This window comes from Terasakiella sp. SH-1 (assembly GCF_004564135.1).
Classification (GTDB): Bacteria; Pseudomonadota; Alphaproteobacteria; order Rhodospirillales; family Terasakiellaceae; genus Terasakiella.
Genome location: NZ_CP038255.1, coordinates 1,886,328 through 1,904,008, shown reverse-complemented (window position 1 = coordinate 1,904,008; position 17,681 = coordinate 1,886,328). Strand labels below are relative to the sequence as shown.

The 17,681-nt window shown below is 48.4% G+C and carries 16 protein-coding genes; 9 read left to right on the top strand and 7 right to left on the bottom strand.

The features are described 5' to 3' along the window. The first annotated feature begins 25 nt into the window (after positions 1–25). From E4K71_RS08810 to E4K71_RS08800, 3 genes are all read left to right on the top strand, one after another. Positions 26–475 carry a response regulator gene (locus E4K71_RS08810; RefSeq protein ID WP_135078718.1) on the top strand — a complete coding sequence of 150 codons (450 nt, stop codon included), beginning with the start codon at positions 26–28 and terminating at the stop codon, positions 473–475. Between the two features lie 41 nt (positions 476–516). Beyond that, on the top strand, positions 517–1,449 hold the full coding sequence (locus tag E4K71_RS08805) for a response regulator (RefSeq protein ID WP_135078716.1): 933 nt from the start codon (positions 517–519) through the stop codon (positions 1,447–1,449). Between the two features lie 182 nt (positions 1,450–1,631). Continuing rightward, positions 1,632–1,937, top strand: a complete 306-nt coding sequence (locus tag E4K71_RS08800) for an STAS domain-containing protein (protein WP_135078714.1) — start codon at positions 1,632–1,634, stop codon at positions 1,935–1,937. Between the two features lie 50 nt (positions 1,938–1,987). Here the strand turns inward: E4K71_RS08800 and E4K71_RS08795 are convergent, their stop codons facing one another. Then, on the bottom strand, positions 1,988–2,680 hold the full coding sequence (locus tag E4K71_RS08795; RefSeq protein WP_135078712.1) for a dienelactone hydrolase family protein: 693 nt from the start codon (positions 2,678–2,680) through the stop codon (positions 1,988–1,990). A gap of 173 nt (positions 2,681–2,853) precedes the next feature. Here E4K71_RS08795 and E4K71_RS08790 point away from each other — a divergent pair, with 173 nt between their 5' ends. The 4 genes from E4K71_RS08790 to E4K71_RS08775 all read left to right on the top strand — a co-directional run bounded on the left by E4K71_RS08790 (position 2,854) and on the right by E4K71_RS08775 (position 8,284). Beyond that, positions 2,854–3,618, top strand: a complete 765-nt coding sequence (locus E4K71_RS08790) for a phosphoadenylyl-sulfate reductase (RefSeq protein WP_135078711.1) — start codon at positions 2,854–2,856, stop codon at positions 3,616–3,618. Positions 3,619–3,720: 102 nt separating this feature from the next. Beyond that, positions 3,721–6,054: a Tex family protein gene (locus E4K71_RS08785; protein WP_135078709.1), complete on the top strand. Its 2,334-nt coding sequence runs from the start codon at positions 3,721–3,723 to the stop codon at positions 6,052–6,054. A 32-nt stretch (positions 6,055–6,086) separates the two neighbouring features. After that, positions 6,087–7,406 (top strand): sensor domain-containing diguanylate cyclase, encoded by a 1,320-nt coding sequence (locus tag E4K71_RS08780; protein ID WP_135078707.1) that lies wholly within the window; start codon positions 6,087–6,089, stop codon positions 7,404–7,406. Positions 7,407–7,513: 107 nt separating this feature from the next. Then, positions 7,514–8,284 (top strand): PDZ domain-containing protein, encoded by a 771-nt coding sequence (locus tag E4K71_RS08775; protein ID WP_135078705.1) that lies wholly within the window; start codon positions 7,514–7,516, stop codon positions 8,282–8,284. A 23-nt stretch (positions 8,285–8,307) separates the two neighbouring features. On the opposite strand, the gene E4K71_RS08770 is transcribed toward E4K71_RS08775, so the two are convergent. The 4 genes from E4K71_RS08770 to E4K71_RS08755 form a co-directional block, all read right to left on the bottom strand. Then, positions 8,308–8,823 (bottom strand): ferritin family protein, encoded by a 516-nt coding sequence (locus E4K71_RS08770; protein ID WP_135078703.1) that lies wholly within the window; start codon positions 8,821–8,823, stop codon positions 8,308–8,310. Between the two features lie 9 nt (positions 8,824–8,832). Next, positions 8,833–9,564, bottom strand: coding sequence for a DsbA family protein (locus E4K71_RS08765; protein ID WP_135078701.1), 732 nt, complete (start codon positions 9,562–9,564; stop codon positions 8,833–8,835). Positions 9,565–9,634: 70 nt separating this feature from the next. After that, positions 9,635–10,378 (bottom strand): hypothetical protein, encoded by a 744-nt coding sequence (locus E4K71_RS08760; RefSeq protein ID WP_135078699.1) that lies wholly within the window; start codon positions 10,376–10,378, stop codon positions 9,635–9,637. Further along, positions 10,375–11,733 carry a M48 family metalloprotease gene (locus E4K71_RS08755; protein ID WP_135078697.1) on the bottom strand — a complete coding sequence of 453 codons (1,359 nt, stop codon included), beginning with the start codon at positions 11,731–11,733 and terminating at the stop codon, positions 10,375–10,377. Before E4K71_RS08755 ends, E4K71_RS08760 begins: the two co-directional genes overlap by 4 nt. A 79-nt stretch (positions 11,734–11,812) precedes the next feature. Between E4K71_RS08755 and E4K71_RS08750 the strand changes: the two genes are divergently transcribed. After that, complete coding sequence (locus tag E4K71_RS08750) at positions 11,813–13,399, top strand: gamma-glutamyltransferase (protein WP_167730397.1); 1,587 nt, start codon at positions 11,813–11,815, stop codon at positions 13,397–13,399. A gap of 2 nt (positions 13,400–13,401) precedes the next feature. Further along, complete coding sequence (locus E4K71_RS08745; protein ID WP_135078693.1) at positions 13,402–14,550, top strand: pyridoxal phosphate-dependent aminotransferase; 1,149 nt, start codon at positions 13,402–13,404, stop codon at positions 14,548–14,550. A gap of 11 nt (positions 14,551–14,561) precedes the next feature. Here the strand turns inward: E4K71_RS08745 and E4K71_RS18230 are convergent, their stop codons facing one another. Together E4K71_RS18230 and E4K71_RS08740 are read right to left on the bottom strand one after the other, a co-directional pair. After that, positions 14,562–14,720: a hypothetical protein gene (locus tag E4K71_RS18230; RefSeq protein WP_167730395.1), complete on the bottom strand. Its 159-nt coding sequence runs from the start codon at positions 14,718–14,720 to the stop codon at positions 14,562–14,564. 229 nt (positions 14,721–14,949) lie between these two features. After that, the gene (locus E4K71_RS08740) at positions 14,950–17,532 is read right to left on the bottom strand and encodes a ribonuclease E/G (RefSeq protein WP_135078691.1); all 2,583 of its coding nucleotides are present in this window, start codon (positions 17,530–17,532) and stop codon (positions 14,950–14,952) included. Between the last annotated feature and the right edge of the window lie 149 nt (positions 17,533–17,681).

Here is a 17,681-nt window from a genome sequence, read left to right as displayed (position 1 = left end):
CGCATAATTAAAAAGAATAGATGAAATGACAGACGTACTCCTTGTAGAAGACAACCCTGATGATGCGGAATTGGCGATGCATGCCTTTAAACGCAATGAGACGGATGAAGCTTTAGTCATTGTCGAAGATGGGCAAGAGGCTTTGGATTATCTTTTTGCCAAAGGGGCTTATCAGGATTTAACACCTGAAGACTTGCCTAAACTGGTGTTGATGGATTTGAACTTGCCAAAAGTCGGGGGACTGGATGTGTTACGCCAGATGCGGGCAAGTGAGACCACGAGTCATATCCCCGTTGTCCTGTTAACGACGTCAGATGAAGAACAGGATATCCGTACAGGCTATCAATTGGGGGCAAACAGTTTTGTGCGCAAGCCTGTTGATTTTAGCCAGTTTGTAAAAGTCATGAGTAAAGTGCAAGAGTATTGGCTGGATATCAATACCCATCCGGTTGCGATGAAGGCGCTACATCGTTAGTATTATAAAGGACAACGATAATAAACAGGCGTTCAATTGTTATGACGAAATATCAAATTGACGATATAAAAATACTGATTGCCGATTCAAACCGCCAACTGCGCACAAGCCTGAAGGGCGTGCTTCATCATTATGGTTTTCGCAATATCACCGATGCGGCCACGATTGAATCTTTTGAAAGTACGGTCAAGTCGGTGAACCCGGATTTGATCCTCTGTGATATTGACCTGAGCGGAGGGCATGTGTGCGAAAGCATTAAAAAACTGCGCCATAATCAACTGGGGCAAAACCCCTTTGCTGCTGTTATCCTTTTTATTGAAGAGGCAACGGCTGGTATCGTTCAAATGGCGTCAGAGGCCGGGCTGGATGATTTGCAGATTAAGCCTGTTGTGACGCAAAAAGTCATTGACCGTGTGCTTTATTTGATCGAACGCAGAAAACCCTTTGTTGTGACGACCGATTATATCGGGCCGGATCGTCGTAAGGAAAACCGTCCCGGTACACAGGAAATACCGCTGGTTGATGTGCCCAATACTTTGGCTGCCAAAGCCACCGGGGCGTATGATCCTCATATGGTGCAACATGAAATTAATAAGGCTTTGTGGAATGTGAATGGGCAGAAGATTGAACGTCATGTGTTTCAGGTCGCCTATCTGGTTGAGCGCATCGTTCCTGCCTATAAAGCCGGGGAGATTACCAAGGCCAACCTTTCCCTTGTGATTAAATTGATGAAGGTTGCCCGCGATATTGTGAAACGTTTGGAAGATAGTGATTACGGCCATATCGCGGATTTGGCTGATACGCTGGTAACGGTGACGAAATCTATCTGGGACAGTGGGCAGGAACCAAAGAATAAGGATCTGGACCTGTTACCTGAATTATCTGCAGCTTTGTCCGCAACCTTTAGGGCAGATGCAGTGTCGGCAACGGCGGTTCAGAAGATCAGATCGTCTATTCAGGATGAATATACATAGGGGTATTTCGCTCATTTGTGGAATGTACGTATATCCCTTTGTATTTATGCTAAAAAAATATATCAAAATTGTGCTAATTTGTTGGACGAACGAAAAAAAACAGTTATGGTGGTGCTTAGACAAAATAATAACGCACTCTATTTTTATAGACCGCACTGTTTTCAGTAAAACGAGGATGAGACATGGAATACAGTATTCGTGGCGATGACAACACAAAGGAACTCTTCCTGCAGGGACGCTTGACTTTCTCTGATAACGTCGTTTTTCGTAAAATCGTAGATGACCTTAAAGAATATGGCGGCTCTAAGTGCGTCTTTGATCTGAGTGGTCTTGAGTTTATCGATTCAGCAGGCTTGGGCATGCTGATGTTGTTGCGTGATGCAACTGTTGGCAAGCCGTTCACAATTTCAATTCGCAGTGCAGACGGCCAAGTACGTCGCATGCTGGAAATTGCGAAATTCGATGCGTTGATCCCGTTCGAAGACTAAGCTTAAAGCATTTTGATGTTTGGAAGGGCACTTGTTGAAGTGCCCTTTTTTTATGCCTGCAAATGAGTGCGAAGGAAATTGGCACAGCCAATTGTCCCCACTTCGTCAATCGCATGAGGCAGGCCGGGTCGTTTAATTACTTGTGGGCTCACGCCAGCCTGTTTGAGCCCTTCTGCCGCGAGGTCAACAGCGCGCACAGGCAACATGTCATCAGCTTCACCGTGGACGAGTAAGACGGGGCAATCAGCTTGTTTTTCTGCGGCCAGGTGAGAGGCACCGACCAAGGCCCCGGAAAAACCGACGATACAGGCAAAAGGGGACGTTCTGCGCAAGCCAATATGAAGGGCCATCATTGTCCCTTGGGAAAAGCCAACCAAAGCCACCTGATTGGAGTGCAATTGATAGTCTTCCATTAAAGAGTCGATATAGTTTTCAATGGGACCTGCAGCTTTGCAAGCTTCGTCATACATGCCTTCAAAGGCTATATCCTGTGTTTCAGCATTGCGTCTCAGGTATTCAGGGTCACTTTGGGCAAGGCTAAACCATTGGCGACCAAATGGCGAAATTTCACAGGGCTGGGCCCCGTCAGGGGCGTGAAAGACCGTATTGGGCAGGGGCTGGGAAAAACAGGGGGCCAGACCGATCAAGTCCTGACCATCGGCACCAAAGCCATGTAACATGACCACAAGGGATGTGATTTCTTTATGTTCAGGGTGAAGTTCAGGACCTTGTAGTTTAACCATCACTTTGCCTTTTCAATGGGGAGTTCCTGTCTGAATATACAATTCGAGTACTGTTAGCAATAACAATAAAAATATGTATTAAATAATAATTAACATTAAATAGTTGACAAAATGAGTTGAGTCGCTTAAATCCTTTGGAACGATACAGATATAATTAGGTGAGTTATAAAGTTATGACTGCTGCATCCAGTGCTGTTTCTTTTGCAAAACCGGACCCGTCTGACGAAAATAAAAAGGCCAGATTGCAAGAGTTGACGACTCAATACGGGCAACTTGAAGGGCATGACTTGCTTGAGGTCATGTTGACAAAAGAGTTTGCGGGCAAGATTGCGATCAGTTCGTCCTTTGGGGCGGAGGCTGCTGTGTTGTTAAAGCTGGTTGCCGATATCGACAAAACAACACCTGTTCTCTTTATTGATACCGGGCATTTATTTGAAGAGACCATTCAATATAAATCCACCATTGAAGAGCATCTGGGCTTAAGTAAGATCATTACGGTTTCCCCAGAAGCTGTTCATCTGGAAAATGCGGACCGCAATGGCACCCTCCATGAACGTGATACCGATTATTGCTGCCATATTCGCAAAGTCCTGCCTTTTGAAAAAGCCCTTGGCCCCTATGAGGCTTGGGTGAGTGGGCGCAAACGGTTTCAAAATAGTGAGCGTTCAGCCCTTCAAGGGATTGAATTGGATCATGATGGCCGTTTCAAGGTAAACCCGTTATTTAACTGGGACTATGAAACCGTTGTTGCCAAGTTTAAGGCCATGAACCTGCCGCGCCACCCCCTTGTCGCCAAAGGCTATCCTTCAATTGGCTGTGGTCCTTGTACCCGTGCGGTAAAAGACGGGGAAGACCAAAGGGCCGGGCGCTGGTCCGGTCAAGGCAAGACGGAATGCGGTATTCATAAATCCCCGGCCTTTGAAGCCATTTACATCTGATTTACAGTAGAAAAAATAACCAGACGGGCCATCTTTTTTAGGTGGCCTTTTTCTTTTCCTCCTTGCTATAAAGAGCGCCCATTTCAAGAAGGAAAAACAAGAATGCTTTCAATCCCAAATCGTCTTTCTTCCGAACTGTCTATCGCCCTGTCTCAGGTTGAAGCTGCTGTTGGCTTGCTGGATGAAGGGGCAACGGTGCCCTTTATTGCACGTTACAGAAAAGAGGTGACGCAAGGTCTAGATGATACCCAGTTGCGTCAGTTGGAAGAACGCCTGCGCTATATGCGGGAATTGGATGAGCGTCGTGACAGCATTTTGAAATCCATTGATGAACAAGGCAAACTGACAGCCTCTCTTAAAGGGGAGATTGAAAAGGCCGATACCAAGGCTGCACTTGAAGATTTGTATCTGCCTTTTAAGAAAAAGCGTCGGACAAAAGCGCAAATTGCCAAAGAGGCTGGGCTTGAACCCCTTGCAGATTTGTTGTTTACGACCCCTGATAAAACACCGGAGATTGAGGCTGCGGCCTTTATTGATGCAGAGAAAGGCTTTGGCGATGAAAAAGCTGTTCTGGATGGTGCACGTCAAATCTTGATGGAACGTTTTGCCGAAGATGCGGCCCTGTTGGCAAATTTGCGCACCTATTTATGGGAAGAGGGACGGGTTGTCTCTGAACTGGTGGCTGGTAAGGAAAAAGACGGGGCCAAGTTTTCCGATTATTTTGATTATAGCGAAGCCCTGCATAAAATTCCGTCTCACCGTGCCTTGGCGCTGTTTAGGGGGCGTAATGAAGGTGTGTTGAAAATTGCACTCCTCTCGCAGGAAGAAGATGCATCGGATTGTATTGCAAAAGTCAGTCGTCAATTCGGTATTTTTGATCAGGGGCGTGCGGCGGACAAATGGCTTTCTGACTGTGCACGCTGGGCCTGGAAAGTAAAAATCTCGTTGCACCTGGAAATGGACCTGCTGACGCGCCTGCGGGAAGAAGCCGAAGATGAAGCCATTCTGGTGTTCTCCAGAAATTTACGGGATTTGCTTTTGGCAGCACCTGCCGGGACGCGTGCGACATTGGCCTTGGACCCCGGCTTTCGTACCGGTGTAAAAGTTGCTGTTGTGGATGAGACGGGCAAGCTGTGTGAAACGGCTACTATTTATCCACACGAACCGCAGCGTAAATGGGATGCCTCCATTGAAATTCTGGCGGGGCTCTGTCGTAAATATAAGGTGGAGCTGGTCAGTATCGGCAATGGCACAGCCTCACGGGAAACTGATAAGCTCGCTGCTGATTTGATGAAACGATACCCTGACCTGAAACTGACAAAACTGGTGGTCAGTGAGGCTGGGGCATCTATCTATTCAGCCTCGGAATATGGCGCACAGGAATTTCCTGATGTTGACGTTTCCTTGCGCGGGGCGATCTCTATTGGGCGGCGTTTGCAGGACCCATTGGCCGAGCTGGTGAAAATTGATCCCAAATCCATTGGGGTTGGGCAATATCAACATGATGTCTCCCAGGTTAAGCTGGGTCGGATGCTTGATGGTGTGGTGGAAGACTGCGTCAACGGTGTCGGCGTGGATTTGAATACGGCTTCTGTCGCGCTGCTGAGCCGGGTATCTGGTTTGAACGAAGGGCTGGCGCAAAATATTGTACGCTATCGCGAAGAACAGGGGCGTTTCACCAATCGAAAGGAATTGAAGTCTGTATCTCGTCTGGGGCCAAAAGCTTTTGAACAGGCCGCAGGCTTCTTGCGTATCCGAGAAGGGGAAAACCCCTTGGATCAATCCTCTGTCCATCCAGAAGCTTACCCTGTTGTTGAGAAAATTATGGCTCAAGTCAATACGTCGGTTGAAAATGTGATCGGTGATCAGGATATTTTGCGTAATCTGGATGCGCAGGATTTTATTGATGAGAAATTCGGCTTGCCCACCGTGCGCGATATTATTGCCGAATTGGAAAAGCCGGGACGTGATCCCAGACCGGAGTTTTCAACAGCGACCTTTATGGAAGGGGTCGAAAAACCGTCTGACCTGAAACCGGATATGCGCCTTGAAGGTGTGGTGACGAATGTGACGAATTTTGGGGCTTTCGTTGATGTCGGCGTGCATCAGGACGGGCTGGTTCATATTTCACACCTGTCTGATAACTTTGTGAAAGACCCCCATGAAGTGGTGAAACCTGGGGATGTGGTAAAGGTGCGTGTATTAGAGGTTGATCTGCAACGAAATCGCATTTCCCTGTCCATGAAATCGCGTGATGGGGGAAATAATGTGCAGGTAGATGGAAAGTTTAAAAAATCGGGTTCGCAGAAGGGGAAAAATACGTTAGAGTCACGAACGAATAGAAATAAGGGTGCTCAGAAACACTCAAGGGGACAGCAAGGGGGGGATAATGCATTGGCAGAGGCTCTCGCAAAAGCAAGACGTAAATTAAAGTGATCCTTGAGCGTTTGGCTTAAATAGAATTAAGAATGGCGGAAACAGAAACAGTTGTACAACCAGAGGCTTTTGACCTCAGCCAGACAGGCTGGGCTATGCGGCTTGTGGAAAAGGCATCAAATCTTTTCACTGTTTGTGTCAATGATCGTATTCAATATATGAACCCGGCCGGGCGGGAGCTTTTAGGGGCGAAAAGCCCTATTGATGTTCTGGGGGCAGAACTCCTTAATTATATTCATGAAGATTATAAAGAGTTTCTGTCTTTTGGGCTGGGGGTCTTGGCTGAAGAAGGTGATTTTATTCCGCTCAAGCTTGTCACGATTGATGGGCGCAGTCTTGATGTGAAGTTGTTGATCAATGCTGTTCAAATTGGCACGTCAGAGGCTTTTATCGTCGAAGTGCAGGATATTACGGCCTATAAACGCGCATCAGAAGCAGTGCAGGACCGGGAACACCGGATTAAAAGCATTTTGAATACGGTCAGTGAAGGGATCATTACCTTTGATGCAGATGGGACGATCCAAACCTTTAATCCGGCAGCTGAAACCGTTTTTGCTTTAACGGCAAAAGAGGCGATTGGCTTGCATATTGAAGAGCTGATGCCGAAAGAAACCCGTGCAAAATACCGCCGTATTTTTGAGCGTAAAATTTCCCAAGGTACCTCAAAAATGATGGGGCGTCCGATTGAGTTTGAAGGCTACAATCGTACAAAAGGCGAGTTCCCCATGGAAATGACGGTTTCCAGCACACAGGTGGGCAGTGACCGTATGTTCACGGCTGTGTTGCGGGATATTACCGAACGTGTGCAGACTGTGGAACGGATCCGCCATTTGGCCCATCATGATACTTTAACGGGCCTGCCCAATCGTCATTTGTTCAAAGATCGCTTGCTTCATGCGATTAAACTGTCCAAACGCTATGATAAGTGCCTTGTTTTGATGTTCATTGATCTGGATAAATTCAAGCCGATCAATGACACGTTGGGCCATGATGCCGGTGATGTGGTTTTGATTGAAGTTGCCCGGCGTTTTAAAAATATTATTCGCGAATCTGATACCGTTGCGCGTATCGGTGGGGACGAGTTTGTCATTTTATTGGAAGAACTTGATACTGTGGAGTCCGGTCCTGTTGTGGCACAGAAAGTTCTGGATTGTTTGAAGGAACCGATCATGGCATCGGGGCAAGATTGTTATCTGGGGGCCAGTATCGGCATGGCCTGTTTCCCAGAAGATACAATGGATGCAGAGGTTTTGATGCGTTACGCCGATGAGGCTATGTATGCGGTGAAAACATCGGGTCGTAATGGTTTCAAGTCTTATGATTCCACTCTATCAGTTCTTGGAACTAAGTAGGTCCTGACCCTAAATAAACGTATTTTCATAAATTTCGTACTTTATTTACACTTATTCTTCAGGATAATCTTAATCGGTTCGTTTAATCTCTTTGGTGGAGGTGGGCGGTGATCAGCCCATTGATAAGACATTTCAGAAAAGGCATTTTTGTTGCAGGTCTCTGTGCCTTTGCAGCCATGCCAGCCTGTGCCAAAACGGTGACGCCCTTTTTTGGAATGCAAATACAGGGCTTATCCCCAACCATTGTTGAAACATTAGGGCTGGATATTGCTGGCGGTGTGATGGTGCGCGATATTGCTTATCCGGGGCCAGCCAGTCATTCCGGGGTTCGCCGTGGTGATATTATCATCAAGCTGAATGATCAGGATGCAACAGATGTGGACTCTGTGGTGAAGATGGTTCAGGGATTTCAGCCAAACAGCCAGGTGAAGGCCACGATCTTACGGCGTGGGCGCACAATGAATGTGATGATCCCCATTGGAAGCTTGCCCTCTGAATGGAATATTCAGCGCAATAAATTTGCAACGATTGCCCCGCTTGGAATTTCTTTTGCAGCCCTAACTCAGAAGGTGAAAGAACGTTTTAACATTGCCTGGCGCAGCCGTGGGGTTGTGGTAAGCCTTGTTGATGAAGAAAAGGCTGCGGGCCTTGATATCCGTGTTGGGGATGTGGTTGTACAGGTTAATCAGACCCCGGTCTGGAACCCAACACATATCATCAGTAATATTAAAAAGGCGCAAACTGAAAAGCGTGAAATGGTTCTGTTGCTGGTGGAAGGAGCCAATGGGTTTCGCTTTGTACTGTTACCTGTTCCGATCATTGGGGCAGGGGAGACAAACCTGAAAACACCACTGCCCACACTCGCCCCAGATAACTAGAGCCTTTTTGATTGACCGATCCTTTATTCATGCATCATCGGTGGGTCGAGGTCTTCATCCCAGTTTTTATCAGGTTCAGGATAGCGGCCTTCCCATTCGCCAAGCAGTGCAACATGTTCACTTTCTTCTTCTGCAAATTCTTTGGCCATGGCAATGACATCGGGGTTTGAGCTGTTTTGGGCAATTTGGGTGTAAAAGGCACAGGCCCCTTTTTCGACTTTTAAGGCCATTTGCAAGACATGGTAAGGCGTCATTTTGTAATGTGTCTGGAAATGGTCAGCCGCTTCTGGGCTATCATTATCTTCCCAGACGTAATCCCAGGGGGCAATGTGGGGGATATCAAGCCCTTTGGCCCGTTCCTGCATTTCAGCACCATGTTTGTCCGCATATCCCGCCAGCAGATTAAAAAGATCGGCCACTTCCATATTATTGTGGGTTTCCATAGCATCGGCAATTTCACGATAGCGTTCAGCAGCTTCTGTTTCCATGGTGATGGAATGAGCCAAAAGGTTTTCAACGCTGTTGATTTCCACCTTCATTGTTTTTTCCTATTTGGCACGTTGTTGTTTAATCGCTTCCATTAAGGTCGCTGGGGGAACAGCACCGGGGATGACCTGATCCCCGATAATGAAGGCAGGTGTTCCCGTAATGCCAAGTTTTTGCGCAATTTCGCGGGTGGATTTAATTTCTGCACTCACATCATCAGCTTGCATATCGGCTTTAAGCTGGTCAACGTTCAAGCCAACGCTTTGGGCGGTTTTCATGATTTTATCCGCATTTAACCGTCCGCGCACCGTCATCATTGCTGTATGGAAGTCCATATATTTGCCTTGTTTTTCCGCGGCTAATGCCGCGCGGGCGGCAACTTCTGATTCGGGGCCTAAAATCGCAAATTCTTTCATAACATAACGGATGTTTTGATCTTTATTGATCACTTCCATCACAGCAGGGAAGGCGCGTTTGCAATAGCCACATTGATAATCAAAGAATTCAACAAGGGTCACATCGCCTTTTGGGTTACCGCCAATCGGGGTCAGCGGGCCTTCGATCATTTCTTTGCGAACGGTTTGGAGGGCTTGTTTCTGTTCTTCAAGGCGTGCCTGTTCCTGACGCTGTTGCAAGATGGTCATGGCTTCCATCAAAATTTCAGGATTGGCAAGCAGGGTTTCACGTACAAGCTTGCGCACTTCATCTTGTTGGCTTGGGTTCAGGGGCGGTTCTGCCTGTGCAGATGACCAGATGAAAAGGCTGAGAACAAGAATAGAGAGAATGCGCAACATAAGGGGGGCTCTTTTTGTGTTATTAAAGTGATCGTATCATGGCGGAGCAGACGGGCGCTGGCAAGAAGACTTATCGGGCCAGACGAATATTGGCAAAACTGATGCCGCCCCCTTGTGCTGAGGAAATACTTCCCATACCGACAAAGGTAATCATGGTATTGCTCAGTTGGTCCTGGGGCCAGGCACGTTGGTAAATGAGGGATAGGTCAACGGCTTCTCTATACCACATGTGGGTTTGTTCAATCCCACCGCGTTGAACATAATATTTCACCTGCCCCATATTATAGAGATTGCCCCGTTTCAGGGCCATGTCATCAAAACCAATGGCAAGCAGGCGGTCAAAAGGCGGCAGCTTTTCCCCGCGCCAGATAAAGGCGTTATTATTCAGGGGCGGACTTTGGGGCACACCGCCGTAAAAACCGACCAATAAGCGTACCGGGTGGTGTTGCCCTTTATGTTCTGAGACATTCCACATCCAGCTCAGATAAGGGGTGACGAGCAGGTTGGCTTTGGTATAGCGCGCGACAATAAAGTCTTTTGTAGAGTTTTGAATATGGGTGGCGTAAATACCGTTGACATTGACATGTTGCAGGTTTGCGATGCGGTTTTGACTGCCCAGAACTTTGGGGTAGTCCATCCCTTCCACCACCCATCCCGCCGGGAGTTCTGCCGGGGTGAACTGAATGCGCGGGCCAAGAATATCAATGCGGCTACCAGTTCCGATTTTTAGAAACTGTTCTTTTTTTTGTGTGACGCAGCCTTCCAGTAAGAAAAGGCTTAAGAGCAAAATGATAAGGCGTGGGGAACGGATCATTTTTTCTTCTGTTTTTTCAGTAATCGTTCTGCGGTTAAACGGAGGTCTTGGGCCTGAATCCAGTGACGCGACCCGGTTTTAAGGTCTTTTTCAGCCCGTCCGGCCAGATAGATTGCATCTTTGTAACGACGTTGCAGGTAAGCTTCTTCTGCCAGGGCAAGGGAGCTTTCCGCCATACGCCCGGAACGGCCATAGGCAATGCCCAATTGACGCCAGACAAAGCTGGACTTTTTATCGCGCTGTACCGATTGTTCCAACAATGTAATGGCATTGCCCAGGTGCAGTGGATCTTCTGTTTCCAGATAGCTACGCCCGAGGGCCAAAAGCAACTGGGGTTGATTAGGCAAAATTTCAACAGCCTTTTCATAGGCGCTGATAGCGTCCATCAGTTTGCCGTTTTCAAAAAGAATTTGCCCTTTAAGTTCATGAAAGAAAGGGTCTTTTGGACGTTCTGTGATCAAAGTGTCAACTTCACGAAGGGCTTTATCCAGCTGGCTGTCTTTATGATAGGCTTGTGCGCGGGCATAACGTGCGGCAATGGAATTATCGCCCAGGGGATAAAGGCGCATGGTATGAGCAGCCGGTAACAGATAGGAATCCAGTTTGGCGCGCATGCGGGCGTGCATTTCAATATATTGTGCAGGAACCCGTTTTTGGCTGTATTGGGATTTCTTCACATGATCATTTAAAAAAGAAATCCGTTCTGCCGTTAAAGGGTGAGAACGAATATAAGGGTTCTGGTTTGCTGTTGTGGTCAGTTCGTTTTGTTTCAGGATTTCAAAAAACTGCAAGAGCCCCTTGGAAGACACTTTTTTGGCTTCCAGATAGGAAATGGCGGCTTGGTCGGCAGAGCCTTCTTCTGTGCGGCTATATTGTAGCAAGGAGCGCATGGCCATATCTTGTCCGCCCAAGATCAGGGCAGAACCGGCATCCGGGCGCCCGGCAAGGACCGCTGCCCCCCCTAAAACATAACCTAAAATCGATTCGGGGGATGCGCTTTGCATTTTTTGGCGAAGTCGGGATAAATGCCCCCCTGCAATGTGGCCTGTTTCGTGTGCAATCACGCCAATGACTTGTTCAGGGGTGCGGCTACGCTGTAATAAGCCGGTATGAATAAAAAGTTTTTGCCCACCGGCAACAAAAGCGTTGAGTCTACTGTCCTTAACCAGATAGATTTGGATGTTGTCGGCTTCCAGTCCGGCGGCATCAAAAATTGGCTTTGCGAACAAGGCAATGGTATTTTCGATTTCCGCATCGCGAATGAAGGTCAGCGCGGCCGCATTTTTCGCAGCAACGATGTGGAAAGACAGGGTCCAACACGTAACAAAGAAAAGAAGTTTAATGGTTTTTCGCACGCTTTCTCACCGCTTAAATATATCAAATTTCCCTAAAGCTAGCCTGCCATTGCGGTTGCGTCAATTGGCAGCATGCACAATGCTGGTTTCATTAACCGCCTGTGCAACCGGAGAAAAGGCCGAAGACAAAGGTAAAATCGGTTTTGTTCAGGGCTTTATCGGTGGAGTGAGTATTGACGAACCGCGTGCAGCTCTTGTCGGGCGTGACGTCTTAAGTGCCGGGGGAACTGCGGCAGACGCGGTGACGGCCATGTATTTTGCTGCCAGTGTCACGATGCCTGCGACGGCCAGCCTGGGTGGGGGCGGGGTCTGTTTGATCCATGACCGTCAAACAGAAACAACAGAAGCACTGGATTTTCTGTCAAAAGCTCCAAAAACAATTCCACCGGGGACAGAACGCCCGGTCGGGGTCCCCATGAATGCCCGTGGATTCTTTGTGTTACAATCCAAATATGGGGACCTGCGTTGGGCGCAATTGATTTCCCCGGCGGAAAATCTTGCGCGTTTTGGGACGCAGGTCTCACGTGCGCTGGCTGCGGAAATGAAGCCTGTGGCAAGGGCCTTGATCCAGGATAAGGAAGCTGCCCGTATTTTTGCCAAAGAAGACGGCCAGCCTGTCCGGGAAGGTGATTTTATTAAACAGTTCGATCTGGCGGCAACCCTGACAGAAATTCGCACCAAGGGGCCGGGGGCGCTTTATGTTGGTCCTTATGCCAATCGCTTTATCGCAGCGGTGAAGGCGGCTGGCGCTCACTTGAGTGCGCAGGATTTGCGCGAAGCCCTTCCGGTTTGGCGTGAAACGGTGAAAAGTCTGGATTACGATTATAAAATTGCCCATTTCGCTCCACCTCCCGCAGCGGCAGGTGTTGTCGGGGCACAAATGTGGTCAATGTTGTCTGAATATGGGGATTTTGACAGTGCTGATGAAGCAACCCGTACCCATATGTTGGCAGAATCCTCCATGCGTGCCTTTGGGGACCGTGCTCGCTGGGTTACACCGTCTGGACGTTCTCTTATCGCTGCAGATCAATTGGTGCGTGACACTCATATTCAAGAGCTGATGCAGGGCATGAGTGAAACCCGCCATCAACAGGCGGCAAGTTTAAAATATGTTCCACAAGCCACACCGGAAGCCCCCAGTGCCTTAAGCATGGCAGCGGTTGATCGCTACGGGGTGGCTGTTGCCTGTAATGTGTCCATGAATAATGGTTTTGGGGTTGGGCGCATTGCACCGGGCACAGGTGTTTTGTTGTCAGCCTTACCGGGCCTGAATGGCCGGGGGCCGATGCCACTTGGTCCGATGTTGGTGGTTAACCCGAATTCGAATGAAACCTATTTTGCCGGTGCAGCCTCACGAGGGGTGACGGCACCAACAGCCCTTGTCGGGGTTGCCTCTCGTATCATCATGGGGGGACAATCACCGGAAAATACAATTAAGGCCGCGCGTACCCATCATGGTGGGGCACCGGATGTGTTGTATCATGAAAAGGGCGTGTCAGCAGATGTCTTGCGCCAACTTCAATCCATGGGATACAAGACTTCTGCGGTTCAGGGACTGGGGATTGTCAACGGTATTGCCTGTGCAGAAGGTTTGCATGCCCATCCAGAAAGCTGTCGCGCGTTGAATGATCCTCGTGGCTATGGCCTTGCTGTTGGGGCGGACTGATTATGGCGTTGAAAATTGCAAAAAGGGGAACGGTTGCTCCCTTCATCGTCATGGATGTTATGCGTGCTGCCAATGAACGTGAAGCCAGTGGTGGAGATGTGCTGCATATGGAAGTCGGCCAGCCCAGCACAAGTGCGCCACAGGCGGTGCTGGAGGCCACCCAGAAAGCATTGATGGCTGATAAAATCGGCTACACGGATGCCTTGGGCATCCCGCAATTGCGCGAACGTATTGCACAATATTATCAGGACTATTATGGCGTTTCGATTGCTGCTGAACGGGTTGTGGTGACAACCGGGTCATCCGGGGCGTTCTTATTGTCGTTCCTGTCTGCTTTTGAGGCTGGGGATAAGGTGGGGCTGACGGCACCGGGGTATCCGGCTTATCGTAATATTTTGCGTGCCTTGGGTTATGAGCCTGTTGAAATTCCTGTGGGGCCAGAAACCCACTTTCAGCCGACGCCTGAAATGCTGGACAGTTTGGATGTGACATTGGATGGTCTGATTGTTGCCAGTCCGGGCAATCCAACAGGCAGTATGTTATCGCGGGATGATCTTCAGGCGCTTTGTGCTTATTGTGATGGCAATGGCATTCGCTTTATTTCTGATGAGATTTATCACGGCATTACTTACGGGCGTAAAGCAGATACTGCGGTGGAATTCAGCGACAATGCCATTTTGGTGAATAGCTTTTCCAAATATTTTTCCATGACAGGTTGGCGCTTGGGCTGGATGGTGGTACCGCAAGATATGGTACGCCCCATTGAATGTCTGGCGCAAAACCTGTTTATTTCAGCCCCGACATTATCCCAGTTTGGTGGCATTGCGGCCTTTGACTGTTTGGAAGAACTAGATCAAAATGTGGCTGCTTATGCACGCAATCGCGAGCTTTTGCTCAATGAGCTGCCAAAGGCAGGCTTTAATCGCCTGGCCCCAAGTGATGGTGCTTTTTATATTTATGCAGATGTTGCCCATTTGACGAATGACAGTCAGGCATTTTGCAAGAAAATTTTAAGTGAAACCGGTGTTGCTTTAACGCCGGGCGTCGATTTTGATGAAGCGCGTGGCCACCATTTTATGCGCTTTTCCTATGCAGGAAGCTATGCGCATATGCAAGAGGCAGCCATGCGTTTAAAAGAGTATCTCTCTTAAAAAGAAGAAGCTCACGTACTGCTTGAGGTTTTGCTCTTATCAGAAAACCAGTCGCAACGGCCTTTTTTGTTTTTTGTAAAGCCTGCAAGTCTGCCAATTTTTGACAAAGTTTCGTTAAATTTGCAACGCAGGCAGTGCTCGCCTTCCCCGCATTTGATTTTTTCAACCATCTTTAATTTTCTCTCGCTGTTTAGAATAGTTATATTGTTTTTATGGATATAAGATAACATATATTCTATTAATTGTAAGTTACCCTGATGTATTAGATCGTCGGTTATGTATTGAGAGTGTTGAGTAATAATTTAACTACTTTAGGTTTTGTTCATCGTCAGGCACAAAAAAAGCGAGCTACCATCAAGGCTGCTCGCTTTTTTTGTGTTTAAAAGAGGTGGTCGGGGCCTAGCGGCTCCACCAGCCTTTGCGTTTCGGTTTATCTTCAGTGACTTCTTCATGTGTGCCGTCAACTGATTTAACCGTTACGGCCGTGGTTGCAATCATTTTTGCTTCAACCTTTGGCTCTTCGGCTTTTTTCTCTTCTACAGCAGGTGCTTCTGTCGCTTCTGCTGCATCATCCTTTTTCGTCGTGCGACGTTTACGTGGTGCACGTTTGGGCTTTTCCTCGTCAGTTGGAGATTCTTCTGTGTTTTCTGAATCCTCTACTGTCTTGGTTTTGCGTGTTGATGTGCGTCGACGTGTTGTTTTGCGCTTTGGTTCTTCCTCGCTTTCTTCCGTTGAAGTCTCAGCTGTTTCAGCTTGTTCTTCATCGGCTTTTTTACGAGTTGTACGACGTCGTGTGGTCTTTTTCTTCGGCTTGTCCTCTTCGCTGACTTCTTCTTCGACAGCAGGAGTAGCCGCAACCTCTTCAGCAGATTCTTCTGGGGCTGAAGTTGTTTCTTCGCTTATATCGTCATTATCGGGGCGACGGCGGCGCATACCGCGACGGCGTGGGCGACGGCGTGGTTTTTCTTCGTCCTGATTGTCTTCCTGAGGGTTCTCTTCTGTAGAATTTTCAGTGACATCAGATTCCAAATCGGCATCTTCGCCATCTTCACTTTCGATTTCGATGCCATCTTCGTTGGTGCGGCGTGAACGGCGACGGCCTCCACGTTTTCCACGGCGACGGCGTTTGCGCGGCTTGTCATCTTCATCGTCTTCGCCAATTTCATCTTCGTTTTCGATGATTTCAGCATCTGTTTCAGAAGACTGATTTTCAGTCTTGCGACGGCGCGGACGACGGCGACGGCGACGTTTACGGTTATCACCATCTTCATCATCGTCACCACCATCAAGAACTTCATCCTTGATGTTTTCCAGGTTGGTTGAATCTTCTGGTCCCAATGGGCGCACGTTATTGCTGTCCCCACCTTGTTTGGCCTTGATACGTTCCAGTTTGTATTCTGGCGATACCAGACTGTCATCACCACACAGCTGTACAGCCATTTGGTAGCGTTCTTCAATCGCAGCCAGCAGGTCACGTTTCTGGTTCAGGATATAAAGGGCAACCTGCGTTGGCACATGAACGATGATTTCATCACTGCGACGGCGGATGCCTTCTTCTTCAATCACACGCAGAACATGCAGAACGGTTGATTCCAGCGAACGGCGCACACCAGTACCATGACAGAAGTGACAAGGTTCCGTGCTGGTTTCCGTGAAGCTTGGGCGCAGACGTTGGCGCGACATTTCAAGCAAGCCAAATGGGCTGATGCGGCCGATCTGAATACGGGCGCGGTCATGCTTCATGGCCTCTTTAATGCGACGTTCAACGGCTGACTGGTTGCGTGAAATCTCCATATCAATGAAGTCAACAACCACCAAGCCTGCGAGGTCACGCAGGCGCAGGGAACGGGCAATTTCTTCTGCGGCTTCCAGGTTGGTTTTCAGTGCTGTTTCTTCGATGTTGCGTTCCTTGGTCGAACGACCAGAGTTCACATCAATGGCAACAAGGGCTTCTGTCGGGTTAATGACAATATAGCCCCCGCTTGGCAGCTGCACAATCGGGCTGTGCATGGCATCAAGCTGGCCTTCAACCTGATAGCGATGGTAAAGCGGAATTTTTGACTCTTCACGATAGGGCTGAACCTTCTTTGCATGGCTGGGGATCAGCATTTTCATGAAGTCTTTGGCGGTACGGTAGCCATCTTCGCCTTCAACCAGAACTTCGTCAATATCGCGACTGTACATGTCGCGGATGGATCGTTTGATCAGGTTGGCTTCTTCATAAATCAGGGCAGGGGCCTGACTTTGGAGGGTCACATCGCGAATGTTGGACCATAAACGCATGAGATATTCAAAATCGCGTTTAATTTCCGCTTTGGAGCGTTCAGAACCCGCTGTTCGCACGATCACAGCCGTTCCTTTTGGGATGCTGAGTTCAGCCAGAACAGACTTCAGGCGCTTGCGGTCTTTCACGTTGGAAATTTTTCGCGAAATCCCCCCGCCTTTATCCGTATTGGGCATCAACACGCAATAACGACCTGCCAGTGACAGGTAAGTTGTGAGGGCTGCCCCTTTGTTGCCGCGCTCTTCCTTAACAACCTGCACCAAGATGATTTGGCGTTTCTTGATGACTTCCTGAATTTTGTAGCGACGCTGATTGCGGTATTTTGGGCGGTTGTGTTCCACCTGATCGCTATCATCTGCACCGGATTCTTCTACGGCTGCATCCGGGTCCGGTTCTGCGTCATCGCCATTTTCATCAACATCGGCTTCATATTCTTCACGATCAGAAACCGGGATTTGATAATAGTCTGGATGGATCTCGTTAAAAGCCAAAAAACCATGGCGGTTGCCGCCATATTCAACAAAGGCGGCTTGCAGGCTAGGCTCTACACGGGTGACTTTTGCGAGATAGATATTTCCTTTGAGCTGTTTACGGCTAGCGGATTCAAATTCCAGTTCTTCTAGACGATTTCCATCGACAACGACGACCCGGGTCTCTTCCGGATGCGTTGCATCGATTAACATGCGTTTGGTTGCCATTAGGCTTGTAACTCCATAATGCAGAAACGCGCATATGATGGGAGCGCACAGTCAGATGGACGTGCCCCAGTTGAACGTTGCTGCTATATTTTTTGTGAATTTTTTTGGTAGAAATGCCAGCGGCGCCCATAACAAAACGTGAAGCGGGA

Bases quoted from the DNA above. Each gene is read 5' to 3' on its own strand.
- E4K71_RS08790 (WP_135078711.1), top strand. From the start codon at position 2,854: ATGACTGCTGCATCCAGTGCTGTTTCTTTTGCAAAACCGGACCCGTCT.
- E4K71_RS08770 (WP_135078703.1), bottom strand. From the start codon at position 8,823: ATGAAGGTGGAAATCAACAGCGTTGAAAACCTTTTGGCTCATTCCATC.
- E4K71_RS08750 (WP_167730397.1), top strand. From the start codon at position 11,813: ATGCTGGTTTCATTAACCGCCTGTGCAACCGGAGAAAAGGCCGAAGAC.
- E4K71_RS08760 (WP_135078699.1), bottom strand. From the start codon at position 10,378: ATGATCCGTTCCCCACGCCTTATCATTTTGCTCTTAAGCCTTTTCTTA.
- E4K71_RS08765 (WP_135078701.1), bottom strand. From the start codon at position 9,564: ATGTTGCGCATTCTCTCTATTCTTGTTCTCAGCCTTTTCATCTGGTCA.
- E4K71_RS08785 (WP_135078709.1), top strand. From the start codon at position 3,721: ATGCTTTCAATCCCAAATCGTCTTTCTTCCGAACTGTCTATCGCCCTG.
- E4K71_RS08800 (WP_135078714.1), top strand. From the start codon at position 1,632: ATGGAATACAGTATTCGTGGCGATGACAACACAAAGGAACTCTTCCTG.
- E4K71_RS08745 (WP_135078693.1), top strand. From the start codon at position 13,402: ATGGCGTTGAAAATTGCAAAAAGGGGAACGGTTGCTCCCTTCATCGTC.
- E4K71_RS18230 (WP_167730395.1), bottom strand. From the start codon at position 14,720: ATGGTTGAAAAAATCAAATGCGGGGAAGGCGAGCACTGCCTGCGTTGC.
- E4K71_RS08805 (WP_135078716.1), top strand. From the start codon at position 517: ATGACGAAATATCAAATTGACGATATAAAAATACTGATTGCCGATTCA.
- E4K71_RS08795 (WP_135078712.1), bottom strand. From the start codon at position 2,680: ATGGTTAAACTACAAGGTCCTGAACTTCACCCTGAACATAAAGAAATC.
- E4K71_RS08780 (WP_135078707.1), top strand. From the start codon at position 6,087: ATGGCGGAAACAGAAACAGTTGTACAACCAGAGGCTTTTGACCTCAGC.
- E4K71_RS08810 (WP_135078718.1), top strand. From the start codon at position 26: ATGACAGACGTACTCCTTGTAGAAGACAACCCTGATGATGCGGAATTG.
- E4K71_RS08740 (WP_135078691.1), bottom strand. From the start codon at position 17,532: ATGGCAACCAAACGCATGTTAATCGATGCAACGCATCCGGAAGAGACC.